Source organism: Propionivibrio sp. (genome assembly GCF_017995515.1).
Lineage (GTDB): Bacteria > Pseudomonadota > Gammaproteobacteria > Burkholderiales > Rhodocyclaceae > Propionivibrio.
Genome location: NZ_JAGOIT010000004.1, coordinates 14,400 through 35,187, shown reverse-complemented (window position 1 = coordinate 35,187; position 20,788 = coordinate 14,400). Strand labels below are relative to the sequence as shown.

Annotated in this window: 17 protein-coding genes and 3 tRNA genes; 12 read left to right on the top strand and 8 right to left on the bottom strand. The window is 61.6% G+C overall.

What is annotated here, in order from left to right; all coding sequences use genetic code 11:
* Positions 1-62: 62 nt before the first annotated feature.
* From KBA32_RS01335 to KBA32_RS01320, 4 genes are all read right to left on the bottom strand, one after another.
* The gene (locus KBA32_RS01335) at positions 63-2,753 is read right to left on the bottom strand and encodes a GNAT family N-acetyltransferase (RefSeq protein ID WP_294354119.1); all 2,691 of its coding nucleotides are present in this window, start codon (positions 2,751-2,753) and stop codon (positions 63-65) included.
* Between the two features lie 64 nt (positions 2,754-2,817).
* Positions 2,818-3,243: an OsmC family protein gene (locus KBA32_RS01330; protein WP_294354117.1), complete on the bottom strand. Its 426-nt coding sequence runs from the start codon at positions 3,241-3,243 to the stop codon at positions 2,818-2,820.
* A gap of 5 nt (positions 3,244-3,248) precedes the next feature.
* Entirely contained in the window at positions 3,249-4,319 is a 1,071-nt protein-coding gene (gene mnmH, locus KBA32_RS01325) for a tRNA 2-selenouridine(34) synthase MnmH (protein ID WP_294354115.1), read from the bottom strand.
* Positions 4,320-4,338: 19 nt separating this feature from the next.
* Complete coding sequence (locus KBA32_RS01320; protein WP_294354112.1) at positions 4,339-4,977, bottom strand: arylesterase; 639 nt, start codon at positions 4,975-4,977, stop codon at positions 4,339-4,341.
* On the opposite strand from KBA32_RS01320, the gene KBA32_RS01315 reads away from it, so the two are divergent.
* The 4 genes from KBA32_RS01315 (at position 4,976) to KBA32_RS01300 (ending at position 8,380) form a co-directional block, all read left to right on the top strand.
* Complete coding sequence (locus tag KBA32_RS01315; protein WP_294354109.1) at positions 4,976-5,668, top strand: ABC transporter ATP-binding protein; 693 nt, start codon at positions 4,976-4,978, stop codon at positions 5,666-5,668. The two genes, KBA32_RS01320 and KBA32_RS01315, sit on opposite strands and share 2 nt — an antisense overlap.
* Positions 5,669-5,752: 84 nt before the next feature.
* The gene (locus KBA32_RS01310; protein WP_294354106.1) at positions 5,753-7,363 is read left to right on the top strand and encodes a DUF342 domain-containing protein; all 1,611 of its coding nucleotides are present in this window, start codon (positions 5,753-5,755) and stop codon (positions 7,361-7,363) included.
* Between the two features lie 79 nt (positions 7,364-7,442).
* Positions 7,443-7,826 carry a hypothetical protein gene (locus tag KBA32_RS01305; protein WP_294354103.1) on the top strand — a complete coding sequence of 128 codons (384 nt, stop codon included), beginning with the start codon at positions 7,443-7,445 and terminating at the stop codon, positions 7,824-7,826.
* Between the two features lie 29 nt (positions 7,827-7,855).
* The gene (locus KBA32_RS01300; protein WP_294354098.1) at positions 7,856-8,380 is read left to right on the top strand and encodes a YMGG-like glycine zipper-containing protein; all 525 of its coding nucleotides are present in this window, start codon (positions 7,856-7,858) and stop codon (positions 8,378-8,380) included.
* A gap of 9 nt (positions 8,381-8,389) precedes the next feature.
* Here the strand turns inward: KBA32_RS01300 and hpnE are convergent, their stop codons facing one another.
* From hpnE to hpnC, 3 genes are read right to left on the bottom strand one after another with little or no spacing between them, the layout of a single operon-like run.
* Positions 8,390-9,691 carry a hydroxysqualene dehydroxylase HpnE gene (gene hpnE, locus KBA32_RS01295; RefSeq protein ID WP_294354095.1) on the bottom strand — a complete coding sequence of 434 codons (1,302 nt, stop codon included), beginning with the start codon at positions 9,689-9,691 and terminating at the stop codon, positions 8,390-8,392.
* On the bottom strand, positions 9,688-10,521 hold the full coding sequence (gene hpnD, locus KBA32_RS01290; RefSeq protein WP_294354092.1) for a presqualene diphosphate synthase HpnD: 834 nt from the start codon (positions 10,519-10,521) through the stop codon (positions 9,688-9,690). Before hpnD ends, hpnE begins: the two co-directional genes overlap by 4 nt.
* Before the next feature lie 41 nt (positions 10,522-10,562).
* On the bottom strand, positions 10,563-11,372 hold the full coding sequence (gene hpnC, locus KBA32_RS01285) for a squalene synthase HpnC (protein WP_294354089.1): 810 nt from the start codon (positions 11,370-11,372) through the stop codon (positions 10,563-10,565).
* 88 nt (positions 11,373-11,460) lie between these two features.
* Here hpnC and KBA32_RS01280 point away from each other — a divergent pair.
* The 8 genes from KBA32_RS01280 to KBA32_RS01245 all read left to right on the top strand — a co-directional run bounded on the left by KBA32_RS01280 (position 11,461) and on the right by KBA32_RS01245 (position 19,768).
* A tRNA-Leu gene (locus KBA32_RS01280) sits at positions 11,461-11,545 on the top strand.
* Positions 11,546-11,625: 80 nt separating this feature from the next.
* The gene (tig, locus tag KBA32_RS01275) at positions 11,626-12,963 is read left to right on the top strand and encodes a trigger factor (RefSeq protein WP_294354086.1); all 1,338 of its coding nucleotides are present in this window, start codon (positions 11,626-11,628) and stop codon (positions 12,961-12,963) included.
* 46 nt (positions 12,964-13,009) lie between these two features.
* The gene (clpP, locus tag KBA32_RS01270; RefSeq protein WP_294354083.1) at positions 13,010-13,648 is read left to right on the top strand and encodes an ATP-dependent Clp endopeptidase proteolytic subunit ClpP; all 639 of its coding nucleotides are present in this window, start codon (positions 13,010-13,012) and stop codon (positions 13,646-13,648) included.
* Between the two features lie 45 nt (positions 13,649-13,693).
* Positions 13,694-14,965: an ATP-dependent Clp protease ATP-binding subunit ClpX gene (gene clpX, locus KBA32_RS01265; protein ID WP_294354080.1), complete on the top strand. Its 1,272-nt coding sequence runs from the start codon at positions 13,694-13,696 to the stop codon at positions 14,963-14,965.
* Between the two features lie 93 nt (positions 14,966-15,058).
* Positions 15,059-17,473 (top strand): endopeptidase La, encoded by a 2,415-nt coding sequence (gene lon, locus KBA32_RS01260; RefSeq protein ID WP_294354077.1) that lies wholly within the window; start codon positions 15,059-15,061, stop codon positions 17,471-17,473.
* 112 nt (positions 17,474-17,585) lie between these two features.
* A tRNA-Val gene (locus KBA32_RS01255) sits at positions 17,586-17,661 on the top strand.
* 50 nt (positions 17,662-17,711) lie between these two features.
* Positions 17,712-17,788 (top strand) — tRNA-Asp (locus KBA32_RS01250).
* Positions 17,789-17,863: 75 nt separating this feature from the next.
* A complete protein-coding gene (locus KBA32_RS01245; protein ID WP_294354074.1) occupies positions 17,864-19,768 on the top strand; it encodes a SurA N-terminal domain-containing protein in 1,905 nt (634 codons plus the stop codon).
* A gap of 73 nt (positions 19,769-19,841) precedes the next feature.
* Here the strand turns inward: KBA32_RS01245 and fabI are convergent, their stop codons facing one another.
* Complete coding sequence (gene fabI / locus KBA32_RS01240) at positions 19,842-20,642, bottom strand: enoyl-ACP reductase FabI (protein WP_294354065.1); 801 nt, start codon at positions 20,640-20,642, stop codon at positions 19,842-19,844.
* Positions 20,643-20,788: the final 146 nt, after the last annotated feature.

Genomic DNA, 20,788 nt, shown 5'->3' with positions numbered 1-20,788 from the left:
GCTTCAATCTTCCTGCTGGCAGTAGGCGATGAAATCGCTCATTCCGGACGTTCCTCGATCAACTACGAATGCAACGAGCAAACCACCCGCTTCACCGCCGGATCATCCGGGTGCGGGTGGATGGTGAAGCCGAGCGATCCGACGAGCCGGAACATCTTGGTGTTCTGCGACAGGACGTCGCCAACGATCGCGCGATAGCCCTTGATGCGTGCCGATTCGATCAGCGCGCTCATCAGCTTGCGGCCGATGCCGTGCTTCTGCCAGGCGTCGGCGACGGCGAGGGCGAACTCCACCGTTTCGCCGTCCGGGTTGGTGACGTAGCGCGCGACGGCGATCTGCACCGTCTTGCCGTCCTTTTCCGGCAACGTGGCGACGAGCGCCATCTCGCGGTCGTAGTCGATCTGCGTGAAGCGCACGAGCATCGACTGCGTGAGTTCGCGCAGGGTGTCCATGAAGCGGTAGTACTTGCTCTCGTCCGAGAGGTTCTTGACGAAGTCCTGTTCCATCTCGGCGTCCTCGGGGCGGATCGGGCGGATGGTGATGACCAGCCCGTTCGGCTGCTCCCATTCCTGTACGAGGTGCGACGGGTAGGGGTGGATCGCCATGTGCGAGTAGCGGTCGCCGCTCGTTGCCGCGTGGTCGATGACGATGCGCGCGTCGGCGGCGATGGCGCCATTCTCGTCGACGATCAGCGGGTTGAGGTCGAGTTCCTGCAGCCACGGCAGTTCGCAGACCATCTCGGAGATATGCAGCAGCACGTCTTCGAGCGCCTCCATGTTGATCGGCGGCATGTTGCGGAACTCACCGAGAAGCTTCGCCGCACGCGTCGAGCGGATGAGATCCTGCGCCAAGTACTGGTTCAGTGGCGGCAGGGCGACGGCGCGGTCGCTGAAAATCTCGACCTCGGTGCCGCCGGCGCCGAAGGTGATGATCGGTCCGAAGGTCGGGTCGCGCTCGACGCCGATCATCAGCTCGCGGCCGTTCGGCCGGGCGAGGTAGGGCTCGATCGAGACGCCGTTGATGCGCGCGTTCGGGTGCCGTTTCTGCACGACCTCGATGATGTCGTGGTAGGCGTTGCGTACCGATGGCGCGTTGGTGATGTTCAGCCGCACGCCGCCGGCGTCGCTCTTGCGCACGAGGTCGGGCGAGTCGACCTTCATGGCGACCGGGAAGCCGATCTGCTCGGCAAGCAGCAAGGCCTCGGTCGGCGTGCGCGCGACCATCGTCTGCGCGACCGGGATGCGGAAGGCGCGCAGGATGGCCTTCGACTCCATCTCGGAGAGCACCTTGCGATGCTCCTGCAACACGGCCTCGACCAGCATCTTGGCGCCTTCGGTCTCCTGCGGCGAGATGCTCGCCGCGCCGTAGGGTGTTTGCAGCAGCAACGTCTGGTTACGGTAGTAGGTCGAGATGTGATAGTAGAGTTCGACCGCCGTCTCCGGCATGCGGAAGGCCGGGATGCCGGCGTTCTCCATCGCCAGCCGGCCTTCCTCGACGTGCTCCTGACCCATCCAGCAGGCGATGATCGCCTTCGGCGTGGCGTTGCTGACCTCGATGACGGCTTGCGCGACTTCGGTCGGCTGCGTCATCGCCTGCGGCGCGAGCATGACGAGCACGCCGTCGACGCCGTCGTCCTGCGCGACGCTGAGGATTGCGTCGCGATAGTGGTCCGGCGTGGCGTCGCCGACGATGTCGACCGGGTTGCTGCGCGACCAGTTGGTCGACAGCTTGCTGTTCAGCGCCTTCATCGTGTCGGCCGACAGCTCGGCGAGCGGGATGTCCATGTCGCCGGCGCGGTCGGCGGCCATTGCGCCCGGTCCGCCGCCGTTGGTGACGATCGCCAGGCGTTTGCCCTGCGGGCGGAACTTCGACGCCAGCGCTTTCGAGGCGTAGAAGAGCTGGCCGATGGTCTTCACGCGCACCACGCCTGAGCGCCGGATCGCCGCATCGAAGACGATGTCCGAGCCGGCGAGCATCCCCGAATGCACCTGCACGGCGGCCGAGCCGGCGGCGTGGCGGCCGGCCTTGAGCAGGATGATCGGCTTGATGCGCGCGGCCGAGCGCAGCGCGCTCATGAAGCGGCGCGAGTTCCGGATGCCTTCGATGTAGAGCAGGATGTAGTGCGAGCGGTTGTCGTAGACGAGGTAGTCGAGGATTTCGCCGAAATCGACGTCGGCCGTGCTGCCGAGCGAGATGACCGACGAAAAGCCGACCTTGTTGCTCGCCGCCCAGTCGAGCACCGCCGAGCAGATGGCGCCGGATTGGGAGACCAGCGCGAGGTTGCCGACGCTGGCGGTGACGCGGGCAAAGGTCGCGTTGAGGCCGATTTCCGGGCGGATGATGCCGAGGCAGTTGGGGCCCAGCACGCGCACGCCGTAGCTGCGGGCGATCTCCATCGTCTTGCGCTCAAGCGCGGCGCCGGTGTGGCCGGATTCCGAAAAACCGGCGGAAATGATGATGATGTTCCTGATGCCGCTGCGCCCGCACTGCTCGACGATCTCGGGCACTGTTTTGGGCTTGGTGGCGATGACCGCGAGTTCGACGCGCGCGCCGATGTCCTCGATCGACTTGTAGGCCGCGATGCCGTGGATCGACTCGTGCTTCGGGTTGATGGGGTAGAGCCGGCCCTTGTAGCCTGAATCGAGAATGTTCCTGAAAATGACGCTGCCGACCGAGTTCTCGCGTTCCGATGCACCGATCACGGCGACCGTTTTTGGCTCAAAAAGACTGGTGAGATAGTGGCGTTCGAGCATCGGAGTTCACCCCTCGGTTAATCAGTTTTTTTGCGTCGATCGGCCGTGTGTCCGGCCCGGCTTTTTACGCGGTTATCGTACTCTCGATTTGTATATTGGAAGTCAGCGTTCGATACACCGGGCACTTGTTGGCGATTTCGAGCATGCGCTGGCGCTGTTCGGGCGTCAGATCGCCCTCCAGCGTGATGATGCGTTCGATGCGGTCGACCGGCGGCTGATCCGCCGCGCGAATCTTCTCGTGCCGCAGATCGACGTGCACGCGCTTGAGCGGCAGCTCCTTGTGCTCGGCGTACATGCGCAGCGTCATCGACGTACAGGCGCCGAGCGCCGCCAGCAGGAAGTCATAAGGTGCGAGACCGGCATCGTCGCCGCCCGCGTGGACGGGCTCGTCGGCGATCAGTACGTGTCGGCCGGATAAAACGTTCTGCTGATAACGACCGGCACCGTTTTCACTGACAGACAGATGGGAGGCGTGATTGTTGTCGCTCATGGTGGCTATTCCTTGAAAGTCTGGCGGATTGATTCGGCAAGTTGCACAACGCCGGTCGGTGTCAGGTCGTCGCAGGCAAAGCTCGTCGGCGAACCGAGGCCGGTGAAGTTGCTGTTTTGCGACCGATGGTAGAGCGGGTCGTAATGCAGTTCGAGCAGTTCGGCAACGAGCGCGCGCCACTGTCCGTTGTCGACGTAGCCGAGCCAGCGCTCGATCGTTTCCCGGCTTTGCAGCTTGCGCAGGGAATCGAGGCGCGAGCGCAGCCACTCGGGGTCGCGCAGGAAGTAGTCGTAGTCGCGCAGCAGGAAGTCGACGCGTGCGTCAAACGCCGCCTCGATGTTGATGCATTCGCCCTGGCGCATCGTTTCGAGCAGGGCGTCGGGGACATGGATCTTGCCGATGCGCCGGCTTTCCGCCTCCACGAACACCGGGCGCGTCGGGTCGAGCGCGCGCAAGGCCGCGAGCAGGCGCGTCTCGAACATCTTTTGTGACGGCTGCTCGGTGCCGGGCAGGACGCCGAGGACCGAACCTTTGTGACAGGCGATCTCCTCCAGGTCGAGGACCGGTTCGCCGGCCTGTGCCAAGGCCTGCAGGACGCGACTCTTGCCGCTGCCGGTGGCGCCGCAGACGACACGGAACGTCAGCCGGCGCGGCAGTTCGGCCAGCTGCTCGATGACGAGCTGGCGGTACTCCTTGTAGCCGCCCTGCAACTGCTGTGCGTCCCAGCCGACGCGCCGGAAGATCAGCGTCATCGAGCCGCTGCGCTGTCCGCCGCGCCAGCAGACGATGAGCGGCGTCCATTCCTTCGGCCGGTCCCGGAAGCTGTGGCGCAAGTGGTGCGCGATGTTCTCGGCGACGTAGGCCGCGCCGATCTTCTTGGCGGCGAACGGCGACTCCTGCTTGTACAGCGTGCCGACCTCGATGCGCTGTTCGTTGTCGAGCACCGGGCAATTGATCGAGCCGGGGATGTGGTCTTCGGCGAACTCGGCCGGGGTGCGTACGTCGATGATTTCGTCGAACTGGCTGAACTCTTCAAGGCGTTCGATCTTGATGACGCCGTGTCTTCCGGTACTCATTGGTTGGCTGTTCTTGTATTCATTTCAATAGCGGTGCGAGGCCTTGCCACACCGTTTCGAGCAGCATCGGCTGCGCTTCGGCCGTCGGGTGCAGGTTGTCGGCCTGAAAAAGCTCGGGCCGGGTGGCGACGCCGTCGAGCAGGAAGTCGACGAGCGCCGTCTTCTTTTCCCTGGCGACGGCCGCGAACGCCTCATGGAACTGCGTCGCGTAAGGGCCGTAGTTCGGCGGCAGGCGCTGGCCGACGATCAGCACGCGCGCATTTTTCTTCTGTGCGGCATCAGCCATCGCCGCCAGGTTGTCGCGCATCGTCTTCACCGGCAGGCCGCGCAGGCCGTCGTTGGCCCCGAGCGCAATCACGACGACGGCGGGTTCGCTCTTCTCCAGCGCGGCCGCAAGGCGTGTGCGCCCGCCGCTCGTGGTCTCGCCCGAGATGCTGGCGTTGGCGACGCTATAATCGAGCCGCTCTTGCTTCAGGCGCTTGGCGAGCAGGCTCGGCCAGGCCGCGTCCTGCGGGATGCCGTAGCCGGCCGAGAGCGAGTCGCCGAAGACGAGGATGTTGCGAGCGGCCCACGTCGTCGAGGCGGCCGCGGCCAGACTGGCCAGAACCAACACCTGGATCAGCGATCGAACGAGCGAACTAAAAGGAAAACGCACCATGGTTGCAGATCAATCAAAGGTTATCGAGGTCAGCCGTCTGACCAAGCGTGTCGACAACGGCGGCGAACCGTTAACCATTCTGCACGAGAATTCCTTTTCCGTCGCGGCGGGGGAGACGGTCGCGATTGTCGGCGCGTCCGGTTCGGGTAAGTCGACGCTGCTTGGCCTGCTGGCCGGGCTTGACCTGCCGACGAGCGGTTCGGTCAGCCTTGCCGGCGAGCACCTCGCCAACCTCGACGAGGACGCGCGCGCCATGCTGCGCGGCCGTCTGCTCGGTTTCGTCTTCCAGTCGTTCCAGCTCTTGCCATCGCTGAACGCGATGGAGAACGTGATGTTGCCGCTCGAACTCGCCGGAACGGCCAATGCGCGCGCCGAGGCGGAGTTCTGGCTGAAGCGCGTCGGCCTCGCGCACCGTCTGCGTCACTACCCGAAACACCTCTCCGGCGGCGAGCAGCAGCGCGTGGCGATCGCGCGTGCCTTCGCGCCCAAGCCGCACCTGATCTTTGCCGATGAGCCGACGGGCAACCTCGACGCGGCCACCGGGCATCAGATCATCGACCTGATGTTCGCGATCAACGCCGAGCGCGGCACGACGCTGATTCTGGTGACGCACGACGAAGAAATCGCAGCACGCTGTGGACGGCGCCTGCGCATGCACGCTGGCGAGATTGCCGAAGTCGTGGGCGACTGAAGCGCAATACCGAATAACGCTTGCCAAGGTATTACCTTTGGCATAGCGTGCAGCGTAGGTGACCCACGTCATGAAAGGGAGCCGATGAGCGCAATGGCAGAGAGTTCCGGATTGAATCTGGTGCAGAACGGCGAGTGTCTTCTCGCGAAGCTGACGCCGGTCGCCGAACGTTCCGCGCTCGACGCGGATGGCCTGAAGGCGCTGCTGCACGAGGCCGGCTTCGGAAAATGGGCCGTGTCCGAAACGGCGACAGCGACCCTGCTCGAGCGTTATGCCGATGCATCGGCCGAGCTTGAGATTGAACTGGCGAAGTCTTCGGACGCCACTTTTTCCCTCGAAATCGCCGAGGATGCGATGCAGGTCTGGCTGAGCGTCGTCCCGGCACACGGCGGCAAGCCCTTGCTGTCCGACGCGATTTTCATGGCGCTCGGCGAAGCCGGCGTGACGTACGGCATTGATCCGGCCGCAGTGGATGCGGCTTGTTCCCTCGAACATCCCGAGCGCGTACTGATCGCCTCCGGTACGGCGCCGGTCAATGGCGATGACACGCGATTCGAGCTGCTCGTGGCCGAGGCGCGTGATCGCTCGCCAAGGGTCAATGCGCAGGGCTTGATCGATTTTCGCGATCTTGGCGCGATTCCGTCCGTATCGGCCGACGAAGCGCTGATGCGCCGCGTTCCGCCGACGACCGGAACCGCCGGCCGCAACGTGCGCGGCGAAGTCCTCGAGCCGGCACCGGGCAAGAACGAAGGGTTCTCAGAGGCGCTGATCGGTGCCTGCGTGGCGAAGGATGATGCCAACCTCCTGCGTGCCGTTTTCAGCGGCCAGCCTGTTCATTGCGGCAACGCGGTGAACGTCGAGCAGGTGCTGCGCATCCGCAACGTCAACGTGGCGTCAGGAAATATCTCCTTTGACGGGACGGTCACCGTCGAAGGCGAGGTCATGCCGGGGATGAAGGTGCGCGCCACCGGCGACATCATCATCAGCGGTGTCGTTGACGGCGCCGAGCTCGACGCCGGCGGTGACATTCGCATCGGTGGCGGCGTCATTGCCAAGGCGCACGTTCGCGCCGGCGGCTCGGTATCCGTGCGCTTCGTCGAGAACGCGTCGGTCACGGCGGGAACAACCCTCGCCATTGAAGATACGGCGCTGCAGAGCGAACTGCAGGCCAACAACCAGATCCTCGTCGGACTCAAGTCGACGCAGCGCGGCCGTCTGGCCGGTGGTTCCGCGCGCGCGATGCTGCTGATTCGCACGCCGATTCTCGGCTCGGCGACCGGCGGCGTGACCAAGCTCTTGCTCGGCGTCAATCCGGTGCTCGAAGCCGAATATCAGGCGCTGGCGCACAAGATCGACAAGCAGCGCGAGGACGAGCAGAACCTCGACAAGCTGGTCAAGCACCTCGCACGCCAGGGCGACAAGGCGCCTTTGCTTGAGCGCGCGAAGGCGTCGTGGGAGCAGGCGGTCAAGGCGTGGGGCCGCTTGCTGCCGCAGCGTGACGAACTGGAACGACAGCTTGCCCTGATCGCCGGAGCGCGGATCGAGGTCGGCATGGAAGTGGCGGGCGCGGTCGACGTAACGCTGGGCAAAAAGGTGCTGCGCCTGCGCAAGCCCTATCAGACCGGGACGTTCTCAGTCGAAGGCGAGCGGTTCATGTATACCGATGCGCAAGGGAACTCGACCCCGGCGGTTTGAACGCTCGCGTCAACGGAGTCGCCCCTTGTCGCGTTCTTTGCTCAAAATCGTTCAAACCGGCATGTACAGGAGTGATGAAGTGAATTTTGGTAGATCGATCCAATGGGCCGCCGCGCTACTGTTGCTGGTCGCGGGCACCATTTCGGATGCGTCGAATGCCTGGGCCGACCATCGGCATCGCCACGGAGGCGTGCGCTACGGCGTCGGCGTTGGCGTTATGGTGGCGCCGCGCTGGGATCCGTGGTTCTGGGGGCCACCCTACTACCCGTATACGCCGTATCCGCCGGTGATCATCGAGCGAGCGCCGCCCGTTTATATCGAACAGCCGCAGGCCGTTCCACAGCCGGCGCCGCAACCGGCGTACTGGTACTACTGCGCGGAATCGAACAATTACTACCCGTATGTGCAGCGTTGTCCGTCGGGTTGGGATCGGATCGAGCCGCAACCGGGCGATTTGCGCTGACGATACGGCAAAGAAGACAGGGAAGATTCATGCAGACAAGGAAATTGGCAAGACGCTCGCTCGCGGCATCGCTACTCGTGTCGTTGAGCGCCTGCTCGACGATTCCCACGGCGCCAAGCATTCTGGCGCTGCCGGGTACCAACCGGACCTTCGACTCGTTCCGTGCCGACGACCAGGACTGCCGGCTCTATGCGTCGCGACAGATCACCGTGCCCGTTACCGATCCGGGCGTGCAGTCGGCAGTCGTCGGTACGGCGGTCGGCGCGGCGGCCGGTGCGGCCATCGGTGGGCAACAGGGTGCAGCGGTCGGTGCCGGGACGGGGCTGTTGATGGGCAGTGCGGTCGGGGCTGACAGCAACCGGGAATACACCTACGGGACGCAGCGCCAGTACGACCACGCCTACATCCAGTGCATGTACGGGCGCGGACACAAGGTGCCGGTCTCGGCCGAATTCGCGAAAAATCTGTCGCAGTCGCCGGCCGCTCCCGCGCGCAGCGGAAACTATCCGCCACCACCGTCGTCCGAGCCGCCGCCCGATTACGTGCCGCGCTGATTTGCCGGCTTATGCCAGAATCGCCCGCGCTGCACTGACGCCGCTGCGCACCGCGCCTTCAAGCGTCGCCGGATAATCGGCACAGACGTAGTCACCGGCCAGCCAGAGTCCGCGAATCGGCGTTCGAGAGGTCGGGCGCGGCAGGTTCGGCCGGCATGAGAACGTCGCGCGCCGTTCGCGGATGACGCGGTGCCAAGTCGGGCGGGGCAACTGTTTCCCCAACGCTTGTTCGAGCTCGCCGTGCAACGTTTGCATCAGCGCGTCGTTGTCCTGTTCGTCCCACGCGCCGCGGGCGCTCAGTACGAACGCCAGAAGCGTCCGGTTGCCGTTTGCGTCGTTTGCACTGCCCGATCCTTCCGGGGCGCGTTTGAATACCCATTGCCCGAGGCGTCCGCTCCTCCCGTCATCGAGCCCGAGCATCGGGCAAGGCAGCGACACTTTTGCGGAGTACGCGGCGTAGACGGTCCCGATCGGCTCGAAGCTGTACTGTTCGAGTTGGCGGGCAATCGGCGCGGTACTTTCGATCTGCCCGAGAAGACCCGCTGCGTGTTGCGGGGCGACGGCGAGGACGAGGTGATCGAACTGTTCGCCATGAATCGTCAGGTCTGAACCGATTGTTTCAATGCGGGAAGAAAGGCGGATACGACCGCCGCTTTTCTCTATGAACTGGCCCGCGGCGTCCGGAAAAATCCGGCTCAGGTCGCTATGCGGCAACAGAAGGTCGGTATCGGCCTGCTGACCGCCCAGGCTGTCGCGCAGCACGTTGGCGAAAATCCGGGCCGAGGCATGCGCCGGTGCCGTGTTCAGGGCCGCGATGCACAGCGGTTCCCACATGAATCGGCGCAAGTGTCCGGATTGCCGGTGCCGATCGAGCAGCGCCGCCACCGAACAATCGTTGTCAAGCCGATACCCGGCCGACTGCAGCGAGCGCATGAAGCGCGCCGCCGAGAGCTTTTCGCGAAGGCTGAGTCCCTTGGCGCGCAGGAGTCCGAGCGCGAGATTGAATGGCGCCGGCAAACGCGGCAACTTCAGGAGAAAGCCGCCGGCCGGATGATTCAATTCGAGCGGAAGCCGGTGCAGCAGTTCTTCCGGATTTCGGCCCACTTTCTCCATCAGGCGCAGCGTTTCGCGATAGGCGCCAATGAGGATGTGCTGGCCGTTGTCGAGGTGCAGACCGTTGATTTCGACGCTTCGCGCGCGTCCGCCGAGTCGCCGCGCCGCTTCGAACACGGTGACGTTCATGCCCTTGGCTGCCAGTTCGACCGCGGTCGTCAGACCGGCCCAGCCGCCGCCAATGACCGCGACCTTCAACCCTTGATCCAGGTGCGCCAGGCGATCCACAGTTTGCGGATCGGCGTTAGCGACGTGCGCTGGCTGAGTACGAGGCAACCATCGTTCTTGATTTCTTCGAGCAGCGTGCGATAGATCGCGGCCATCACCAATCCGGGCCGCTGCATCTTGCGGTCAAGGGCCGGCAGCATGTTCATCGCCTGCGCGTAGTACTGCTCGGCGCGCTCGATCTGGAATTCCATCAGTTTGCGGAAATTGTCCGAGTGGCGAGCGTTCAGGATATCGGCGACCGGGACCTCGAAACGCTTGAGTTCGTCCATCGGCAGATAAACGCGTCCGCGCCGCGCGTCTTCGCCGACGTCGCGGATGATATTGGTCAGCTGGAAGGCCATCCCCAGGTCGTGCGCGTACTTCAGCGTTTTGCGATCCTGATAGCCAAAGATCTCGGCGGCGAGCAGGCCGACGACGCTGGCGACGCGGTAGCAATAGAGCGACAGCGCCTTGAAGTCGAGGTAACGCGACTGCTGCAGATCCATCTCCATGCCGTCGATGATCTCCAGGAGCTGCTCCTGCGGTACGGCGAATTCGGCAATGACCGGCACCAGCGCCTGCGTCACCGGGTGCTCCGGCTTGCCGGTGTAGAGCTTGGCGACTTCCTGCCGCCACCAGGCGAGCTTGGTACTGGCGATCTGCAGATCCTGGCATTCATCGACGACGTCGTCGACTTCGCGGCAAAAGGCGTAGAGCGCGGTGATCGCCCGTCGCCGGTTCGGCGGCAGGAACATGAAGCTGTAGTAGAAGCTCGATCCGCTCGAAGCGGCCTTTTGCTGGCAGTATTCTTCAGGAGTCATCTTGTGCGCCCGTTCAGGAAGCCGCGATTTTCACACAGTTCTCACATCAGCAACGAGCGGCCGCCCATGAGCAACCAGTCCGCCGGTCCGAGGCGCGGGCGGCGCCGGAATACATCGCCGTTGGCGCGCTGTATGCGTTCAAGGATGCGCAGTCCGCCCTGAACCGTCAGCCGGATTTCCCAGCCCATGCGTCCGGGTAGCCGCCGGACGAGCGGTGCGCCTTCGAGCATGAGCGCGCGTGTACGTTCGATCTGGAAGTCGAGCAGGGCGATCCAGCAGGCGTCGCAATGGCCGTCGGCGATCTGCTTTTCATCAACACCGAAATGCGCAAGATCGGTTTGTGGCAGATAGACGCGGTTCTTCGTCCAGTCGACGACGACGTCCTGCCAGAAATTGATCAGTTGCAGCGCCGAACAAATGCAGTCGGAACGGCGCAGGTCATCGTCTGCGGTGCGTCCGACGAGATGCAACATCAGCCGTCCCACCGGGTTGGCCGAACGGCGGCAGTAGTCGAGCAGTTGCGCATAGTCGTCGTAGCGTTTTTTGACGACGTCCTGCGCGAAGGCGTCGAGCAGATCGCGGAACAAGGCTATCGGCAACTTACAGGTGCGAATGACTTCCGCGAGGTCGCAGAACAGCGTGTTCGACGAGCTCTCGCCGCGTTCGATGCGATCGAGCTCGGCCGTATAGGCGGCAAGTCCGGCCAGCCGTTCCGCATTCGTAAGCGCTCCCTCGTCGGCGATGTCGTCGGCGCTGCGCGCAAACCGGTAGATTGCTTCCACCGGACGACGCAAGCGGGCGGGCAGCAGCAGCGAAGCGACAGGAAAGTTCTCGTAGTGGTCGACGGACATGGGAGCGAGATCTGTGTGGCGCTCGGCGTATCGAATGAACGTGAGCGGCTGACAGTATAGGTCGATCTCGGGTAAGATGCCGGATTGCGCGAGAGTGGCGGAATTGGTAGACGCACTGGATTTAGGTTCCAGCGCCGCAAGGCGTGGGGGTTCGAGTCCCTTCTCTCGCACCAAATTGACGGATCAACTGAGCGGCGCCGAGCGGTACTTGGGGAACACTCGGCCCGAATTTACAAGACTTCAAGGACTCTCAATGGAAACGAACGCAACCACCACCAACGCCGAAACCGAAGCCGCGCAGCTGACCAACGCACTTGAGCGTCGCCTGGACTTGCTGGTGGCGATCGAGGAACTTGAAAAGGACATCGACCAGCGCCTGAAGCGCATCGGCAAGAACTTCAAGATGCCGGGTTTTCGTCCGGGCAAGGTGCCGGCGAACATCGTCAAGCAGCAGTATGGCGAGCAGGCGCATTTCGATGCGCTGAACGAGGCGCTCGAGCGCGCGTTCGGCGAAGCCGCCAAGTCGCAGGAGTTGCGCGTTGCCGGCAATCCGAGAATCGAGCCGAAGACGACCGATAGCTCGACGCATCTCGAGTTCTCTGCCGTCTTCGAGGTGTATCCGGAAGTCAAGCTCGGCGATCTGTCCGGCGTTGAAATCGAGCGCGCAGCACTTGAAGTGGGTGCCGCCGAAATCGACAGCACCATGACGGTCCTGCGCAAGCAGCGCGTTCGTTACGAGCCGGTCGATCGCGGCGCGGCGAAGGACGATCGCGTGACGATCGACTTCCTCGGCAAGAAGGACGGCGAGCCGTTCGCCGGCGGACAAGCCAAGGACTATCCGTTCGTGCTCGGTGCCGGCTCCATGCTGGCCGACTTCGAAAATGCCATCTATGGCCTGAAAGCTGGCGAAAGCAAGACCTTCGAAATGACCTTCCCGGCCGACTACCTTTCGAAGGAAATCGCGGGTCAGACTGTTTCGTTCGAGATCACCGTCAAGGAAGTGCGCGAGCCGATCCTGCCGGAAATCGACCCTGATTTTGCCAAGGAACTCGGTGTCGAGGATGGCGATGTCGAGAAGATGCGCGCCGAAATCGAGACCAACCTCAAGCGCGAAGTGAGCAAGCGCCTGCAGGCAAAGGTCAAGGATCAGGTGATGGAAGCGCTGCTCAAGACCAACCCGATCGACGTGCCGAACGCGCTCCTCGAAATGGAAATCCAGCGTCTGATGCAATCCGCGCGTCAGGACATGGAACAGCGCGGCGGCGCCAAGATGAAGGACTTCCCGATGCAGCGCGAATGGTTCGTTGACCAGGCCAAGCGCCGCGTCAGCCTCGGGTTGATCCTGTCGGAAATCGTCAAGGTCAACAAGTTGCAGGCCCAGCCGGATCAGATCAAGAAGATCGTTGAGGACTCTGCTCAGAGCTACGAGCACCCGGAAGAAGTGATCCGCTGGTACTACGCCCAGCCGCAACGTCTGCAGGAAGTCGAAGGCGTTGCCATCGAGGACAACGTGGTTGCCTGGGCGCTTTCGGCGTCCAAGGTTGTCGAAAAGCCGATCGCTTTCGACGAATTGATGGGACATAAGGCCTAAAGGCCTGAGCGGGCAAGAATACTTGCCCGCAACTAGAGGAGCTGGAATGAGTCTGGATCGTTTTGAATCAGAAAACCGCTGGGATCCGCAAGCGCTGGGAATGGTGCCGATGGTCATCGAGCAAAGCGGCCGGGGCGAGCGCGCTTACGACATCTATTCGCGTTTGCTCAAGGAGCGCGTCGTCTTTCTGGTCGGACCGGTCAATGACGTGACGGCCAATCTGGTCGTCGCCCAGCTTCTCTTTCTTGAAGCCGAAAATCCCGACAAGGATATTCACTTCTACATCAATTCGCCGGGCGGTTCGGTCTCGGCAGGGTTGTCGATCTACGACACGATGCAATTCATCAAGCCGGACGTGTCGACGCTTTGTCTTGGCCAGGCGTGTTCCATGGGCGCGTTTCTTTTGACGGCGGGCGCGAAGGGCAAGCGCTTTGCGTTGCCCAATTCGCGCGTGATGATCCACCAGCCGATGGGCGGTTTCCAGGGCCAAGCCTCGGACATCGCGATCCACGCCAAGGAGATTCTGTCCTTGCGCGCAAAGCTCAACGAAATCATGTCCCATCACACGGGGCAGCCGATCGAGCGCATCGAGCGCGATACCGATCGTGACAACTTCCTCTCGGCGCAGGAAGCAGCAGAATACGGTTTGATTGACAAGGTCCTGGCTGATCGCAGTGCGGTCTGAATCACGGCCGGCAATCGAACGCAATACGGAATGAGGTAGGCCGACATGGCTGAAAAGAAAAGCGGCAGCGAGAAATTGCTCTATTGTTCCTTCTGCGGCAAGAGCCAACACGAAGTCAAGAAGCTCATCGCCGGACCGTCGGTGTTCATCTGCGACGAGTGCATCGAACTCTGCAACGATATCGTGCGCGATGAGATATCGGCCGACGAAGGTGGCAAGGTCGCGAAGAGCGATCTGCCGACGCCGAAGGAAATTTCCGCGCTGCTCGATCAGTATGTGATCGGGCAGGAACAGGCCAAGCGAATCCTGGCGGTCGCGGTCTATAACCACTACAAGCGTCTGCGGCATCAGGGAAAATCCGCTGATGACGTCGAGTTGGCCAAGAGCAACATTCTGCTCATCGGTCCGACGGGATCGGGCAAGACGCTGCTTGCACAGACGCTGGCACGCATGTTGAACGTGCCATTCGTGATGGCTGATGCGACGACGCTGACCGAAGCCGGTTACGTCGGCGAGGACGTCGAGAACATCATCCAGAAGCTGCTGCAGAAGTGCGACTACGATACCGAGAAGGCGCAAAAGGGCATCGTTTACATCGACGAAATCGACAAGATCTCGCGCAAGTCGGATAACCCGTCGATTACCCGCGATGTGTCGGGTGAGGGCGTGCAGCAGGCGCTGTTGAAACTGATCGAAGGGACCGTTGCTTCGGTTCCGCCGCAAGGCGGGCGGAAGCACCCGAACCAGGATTTCGTCCAGGTCGATACGACCAATATCCTTTTCGTCTGTGGCGGTGCTTTTGATGGTCTTGATAAGGTCATTCGCAACCGCTCCGAAAAGGGCGGTATGGGATTCGGCGCCGAGGTCAAGAGCAAGGATGACAAGAAGGCGATCGGTGAAGTCCTGCGCACCGTCGAGCCGGAGGATCTGATCAAATTCGGTCTGATTCCCGAGTTGATCGGCCGCTTGCCGGTGGTCGCCACGCTCGAGGAACTGTCGCCCGAGGCGCTGGTACAGATTCTGATCGAGCCGAAGAATGCGCTGGTCAAGCAGTACCAGAAGCTGTTCTCGATGGAAGGTGTCGAACTGGAAATCCGTCCAGCCGCGATGACCGCCATCGCCAGGCGTGCGCTCGATCGCAAGACCGGTGCGCGCGGCCTGCGTTCGATTCTTGAGTCGGTTCTGCTCGATATGATGTATGAGCTGCCGGGCATGGAGAATGTCGCGAAGGTCGTCATCGATGAAAACGTGATCAGCAGCGATGCCAAACCATTGCTGATCTACGCCGATCAAGCCAAGGTTTCCGGTTCCAATTAACTTGTGACGTCGCCGGCCGCGCGTGTGCGCGGCTTGAAATACGACTTCGTGCCCCCAGATGGGTGGCTGAACCCATACCGATAGAGCACACCGATGTCTACGAATCCAGTCCTTCCTGCCGAATCCGTTGAACTGCCGCTGTTGCCTTTGCGTGACGTGGTGGTTTTCCCGCACATGGTGATTCCGCTGTTCGTAGGGCGGCCCAAATCGATCAAAGCCCTTGAAGTTGCGATGGAGTCCGGCAAGGGCATCCTGCTGGTTGCGCAGAAGTCGGCCGTCAAGGACGAGCCGGAAGCGGATGATCTTTACGGCATCGGCTGTGTTGCCAATATTCTTCAGATGCTGAAACTCCCGGACGGGACCGTAAAGGTTCTCGTCGAGGGTACCCAGCGCGCCCATGTCGATTCGATCGACTCGCGTGACGAGATGTTCGTCGCTACGGCACGGCCGGTGGTTGCCGAGGATGGGGTTGATCACGAGGTCGAAGCGTTGCGGCGTGCCGTGATTTCGCAGTTTGACCAGTACGTCAAGCTCAACAAGAAAATACCGCCTGAAATCCTGACCTCGATCGCCGGGATCGAGGAAGCTGGACGACTGGCCGATACCATCGCCGCGCACCTGCCGCTCAAGCTTGAGCAGAAGCAGGAAGTGCTCGAGATGTTCGAGATCCGTCCGCGCATCGAGCGCCTGCTTTCGCAACTCGAAACCGAAATCGACATCCTCCAGGTCGAAAAGCGTATCCGCGGGCGCGTCAAGCGTCAGATGGAAAAGAGCCAGCGCGAGTATTACCTCAACGAGCAGGTGAAAGCCATCCAGAAGGAGCTCGGCGAGGGCGAAGAGGGCGCCGACTACGACGAGTTGGAGAAAAAGGCCAAGGCTGCCGGTATGAGCAAGGAAGGCATGGCCAAGGTGCAAGCCGAACTCAAGAAGCTCAAGCTGATGTCGCCGATGTCGGCTGAGGCGACCGTCGTGCGCAACTTCATCGAAACGCTGATCAACCTGCCGTGGCGCAAGAAGACGCGCATCAGCAAGGATCTGGCCGAAGCCGGCAAGGTGCTCGACAAGGATCACTGGGGGCTGGAGAAAGTCAAGGAACGGATCATCGAGTATCTGGCCGTGCAACAACGCGTCGATCGCCTGAAAGCGCCGATTCTCTGCCTCGTCGGGCCCCCCGGCGTCGGCAAGACCTCGCTCGGCCAATCCATTGCCACCGCGACGGGGCGCAAGTTCGTGCGCATGAGTTTGGGCGGCGTGCGCGACGAGGCAGAGATTCGTGGCCACCGACGGACCTATATCGGCTCGATGCCGGGCAAGATCCTGCAGAACATGACCAAGGTCGCGGTCAAGAACCCGCTCTTCCTGCTCGACGAAGTCGACAAGATGGGGCAGGACTTCCGCGGCGACCCCAGTTCCGCGCTGCTCGAAGTGCTTGATCCGGAACAGAATTCGACGTTCGTCGATCACTACGTTGAAGTTGAATACGACCTCTCGGAAGTGATGTTCGTCGCGACCGCCAACACGATGAACATTCCGGCGCCGCTGCTCGACCGCATGGAGGTCATCCGTCTGTCCGGCTACACGGAAGACGAGAAGGTCAACATCGCCCAGCGCTATCTCGTGCCGAAGCAGATGAAGACGAACGGCCTCAAGAAGAACGAATTGACCGTCGCCGAAAGCGCGCTGCGCGATATCGTTCGCTATTACACGCGTGAAGCCGGCGTGCGTTCGCTGGAACGAGAGATTTCGAAGATCTGCCGCAAGGTGGTGAAGACGCTGCTGCTCAAGAAGACCCAGAGCAAGCTCGCGGTCAGTTCGCGCAACCTCGACAAGTTCCTCGGCGTGCGGCGCTACAGCTACGGCGTGGCCGAACGTGAAAACCAGATCGGCCAGGTAACCGGGCTGGCGTGGACCGAGGTAGGCGGTGAGTTGCTGACGATCGAGTCGGTCGTGTTGCCGGGTAAAGGCAAGACGATTACAACCGGCAAACTCGGCGAAGTCATGCAGGAGTCTGTGCAGGCCGCCTTGTCTGTCGTCAGGAAACGCGCGCGCGCTCTCGGGATTACGGACGACTTCTATCAGAAGAGCGACATTCACATCCATTTGCCTGAAGGCGCCATTCCAAAAGATGGTCCATCGGCGGGTATCGGCTTGTGCACGGCGCTTGTTTCGGTTCTGACCGGTATTCCCGTGCGCTGTGATGTGGCGATGACCGGTGAAATTACCCTGCGTGGCGAAGTCCTGCCGATTGGTGGTTTGAAGGAAAAGCTCCTGGCTGCCGTGCGTGGCGGGCTTGCCCGGGTCCTGATTCCGGAAGAGAACGTCCGCGACCTCGCCGAAATCCCGGATAACATCAAGAGCAAGCTTGAGATCATTCCCGTGAAGTGGATCGACCGGGTGCTCGAGCTGGCGTTGGAGCGCTTGCCGCAACCTTTGCCGGAGCAATCGGGCTCTCCGGTTGTTTCGGCCTCGGGCGACAGTGGCGCTACGCAGTCCATCGTGACCCATTGATTGACCGAGTTCGTGACGCCGGGTCCGTGTTCGCTTCACGCTGCAATCCGGTGCTGGTAAAGGCATCCAGGATGCTATAAACTCTCGGTCTTTCGTTTGTCGCGCAAACGACGGGTGCTTAGCTCAGTTGGTAGAGCGCTAGCCTTACAAGCTGGATGTCGGCGGTTCGAGCCCGTCAGCACCCACCAGAAAATCAAATACAGGCGCGTTTTGTTTCTTTGAAATGACGTGTTGCCAAGGAGTGGTAGTTCAGTTGGTTAGAATACCGGCCTGTCACGCCGGGGGTCGCGGGTTCGAGTCCCGTCCACTCCGCCAGCCCCTGAAGGCGAACGAAAGTTCGCCTTTTTTGTTTGTGCTTCGATTACTTGAATGAACTAACGGGCAATTATCATGTTCGACGCCGTACGCAATAACAAGAGAATCGTTCAGATCTTCCTCGGACTCATTACGCTTCCGTTCGCTTTCTGGGGCGTTGACTCCTACGTCCGGAATGCGGGTGCCGGTCGGGATATGGCCAGTGTCGCAGGCTCCAAGATATCCGTTCCGGAATTCGAAATGGCCCTGCGCGAACGGCAGGATCAGCTGCGCCAGACGATGGGCGAGAGTTTCAGTCCGGAAGTGATGAATACGCCGGAAGTCAGACTGGGTATTCTCAATTCCCTCGTCGACAAGCGCCTGTTGATGCTGGAGGCGAGCAAACAAGACCTGATGACCAGCGACAGCATGTTGCGCGACGTCATCCGGGCAATTCCGGGGCTGCAGGAAGATGGCAAGTTCTCGATGGCGCGCTACGAATCGGCACTGCGTTCGAAGGGTATGTCGCAGCAGCAGTTCGAGGCGCGGTTGCGCCAGGACCTGACACTTCAGCAACTGCTCGGTGGTGTGAGCGAAACGGCTTTCGTTTCAACGACGCAAGCCGACAACTTGCTCCGGCTTCAGCTCGAAGAGCGGCAGTTCAACGAGTTGCGGATTGCTTCAGAGCCGTACGCGGACAAGGTGAAGGTTGAAGCCGACGAAGTTCAGAAGTACTACGACGACAACAAGACCCGGTACGAAGTGGCCGAACAGGTCAAGGCGGAATATGTGGTCCTGTCGCTCGATGCGCTATTGAGCCAGGTGACGGTCAGCGATGCCGAGGTCAAGACCTGGTACGACGGTCACAAGGACCGCTACGAAGTGCCGGAAGAGCGTCGTGCGAGCCATATCCTGATCCTGGCGAAGCCTGACTCGGACAAGGAAAAGGCTAAAGCCAAGGCCGAGGAGGTGTTGGCGGAACTGAAGAAGTCGCCGCAGAAGTTCGCCGATCTGGCGAAGAAGTATTCGGAGGATCCTGGCTCGGCAGAGAAGGGCGGCGACCTCGGCTTCTTCGGGCGCGGCATGATGGTCAAGCCGTTCGAGGAAGAGGTCTTCAAGCAGAAGGAAGGCGATCTGTCCGGGCTGGTCGAGTCCGAGTTCGGCTATCACATCATCAAACTCACCGGAATCAAGGCGGCCAAGGTTCGTCCGCTTGAGGAGATCAAGGCCGAGATTGAAGGCGAGTTGAAGCGCCAGGCGGCGTCGCGCAAGTTTGCCGAAGCGGCCGAGGGCTTCAACAACATGGTCTATGAGCAGGCCGATAGCCTCCAGCCGGCGGCAGATCAGTTCAAGTTGAAGATCGAGAAGTCCGATTGGGTGCCCAAGAATCCGGATTCGAAGATGGCTGCACAGATCGGACCGCTGGCGAACGCGAAAGTCATGACCGCCCTGTTCTCTGAAGATTCGGTCAAGAACAAGCGGAACACGGAAGCGGTCGAGATTGCCCCCAGTACCTTGCTCGCGGCGCGCGTTGTCGAGCATTCCCCGGCGAGCGTCAAGCCATTCGAAATGGTCAAGGGCGAGATCGAGGCGCTCCTGAAGGCGCAGAAGCAGACGGCCATGGCGAAGGCTGCCGGCGAAGAAAAGCTGGCTGAGCTAAAGAAGGGCGAGAAGGACGCTGTGACCTGGTCGGCAACGAAGACGATGACGCGTCAGCAAGCCCAGACCATGCCGATTCCTGCGCTGCAGGCGATCTTCAAGGCTGACACGCAGAAGCTGCCAGCCTACGTTGGGTCCGAGCTGGGTGGTAGTTACATGATCTACAAGATCGTCAAGGTGACGCAGCCAGAAAAGCTCGACGAGGCAAAGCGCAAGAGTCTCAAGGACGAGTACACGACGATCGTCGCGCAGCAGGACGTCGCAGCTTACATGTCGAGTTTGCGTCAGCGTTACAAGATCGAGATCAATACTGGCTTGCTGGAAAGCCGCGAGCGTCAGTAATTCGCAAACTCTGGCCTGCAAAAGACAAAGCCGACGGGATTGCCGTCGGCTTTGTCTTTTCTGAAGACTAATTCTATTGCGGCAGAGGATCGGCGTTGCCGAGCGCCGTGGTGTTCAAACCGCCGTCGACGTAGGTGATTTCACCCGTGATACCGCTCGCCAGGTCGGAAAGCAGGAAGGCGGCGGCGTTGCCGACTTCTTCGATTGTGACGTTACGGCGCAGAGGCGCATTGTGCGAGTTGTAGGCGAGCAACTTGCCGAAGTTGCCGATGCCGGATGCGGCCAGCGTCTTGATCGGGCCGGCGGAAACGGCGTTGGCACGGATGCCTTGCGGGCCGAGGCAGAACGCGAGGTAGCGCGTCGCCGCTTCGAGGCTGGCCTTGGCCAGGCCCATCGTGTTGTAGTTGGGCATCGTGCGTTCTGCGCCAAGATACGAGAGCGCGAGCAGGGCCGGCTTGTTGCCCTTGAGCAGCAGCGGGCGCGCGGCCTTGGCGAGTGCCGGGTAGCTGTAGGCCGAGACGTCGTGGGCAATGCGGAAGGCTTCACGCGAGATGCCGTCGAGGAAATCACCCTCGATTGCTTCGGTCGGCGCGTAGGCGATCGAATGCACGAGTCCGTCGAGTCCGTCCCAGTGTGTTGCGAGGTCGCCGAACAACTTGTCGATCTGCGTGTCGTCGGCGACGTCACACGCGAAGACCAGCGTGCTGTCGAATTCGGTGGCGAATTTGGTGATGCGGTCGAGGAAACGCTCGTTTTGATAGGTAAAAGCCAGTGCCGCGCCTTCACGATGGCAAGCCTTGGCGATGCCGTAGGCAATCGAGTGCTTCGAGAGAAGGCCGGTGATCAGAATGCGCTTGCCTGCGAGAAATCCCATAGATTGATCCGTCTTGAAAAGAGGTTGAGCCAAGTGCTTGATGCCTTGAAAGACGGGACATTATACGGGCAAATCGCTGTCTTCCAAGCCGCCTGTCGATCACGCGGGAAGCGCGAAAATGCCTTGGGTATATCAGGCCGGGGTGT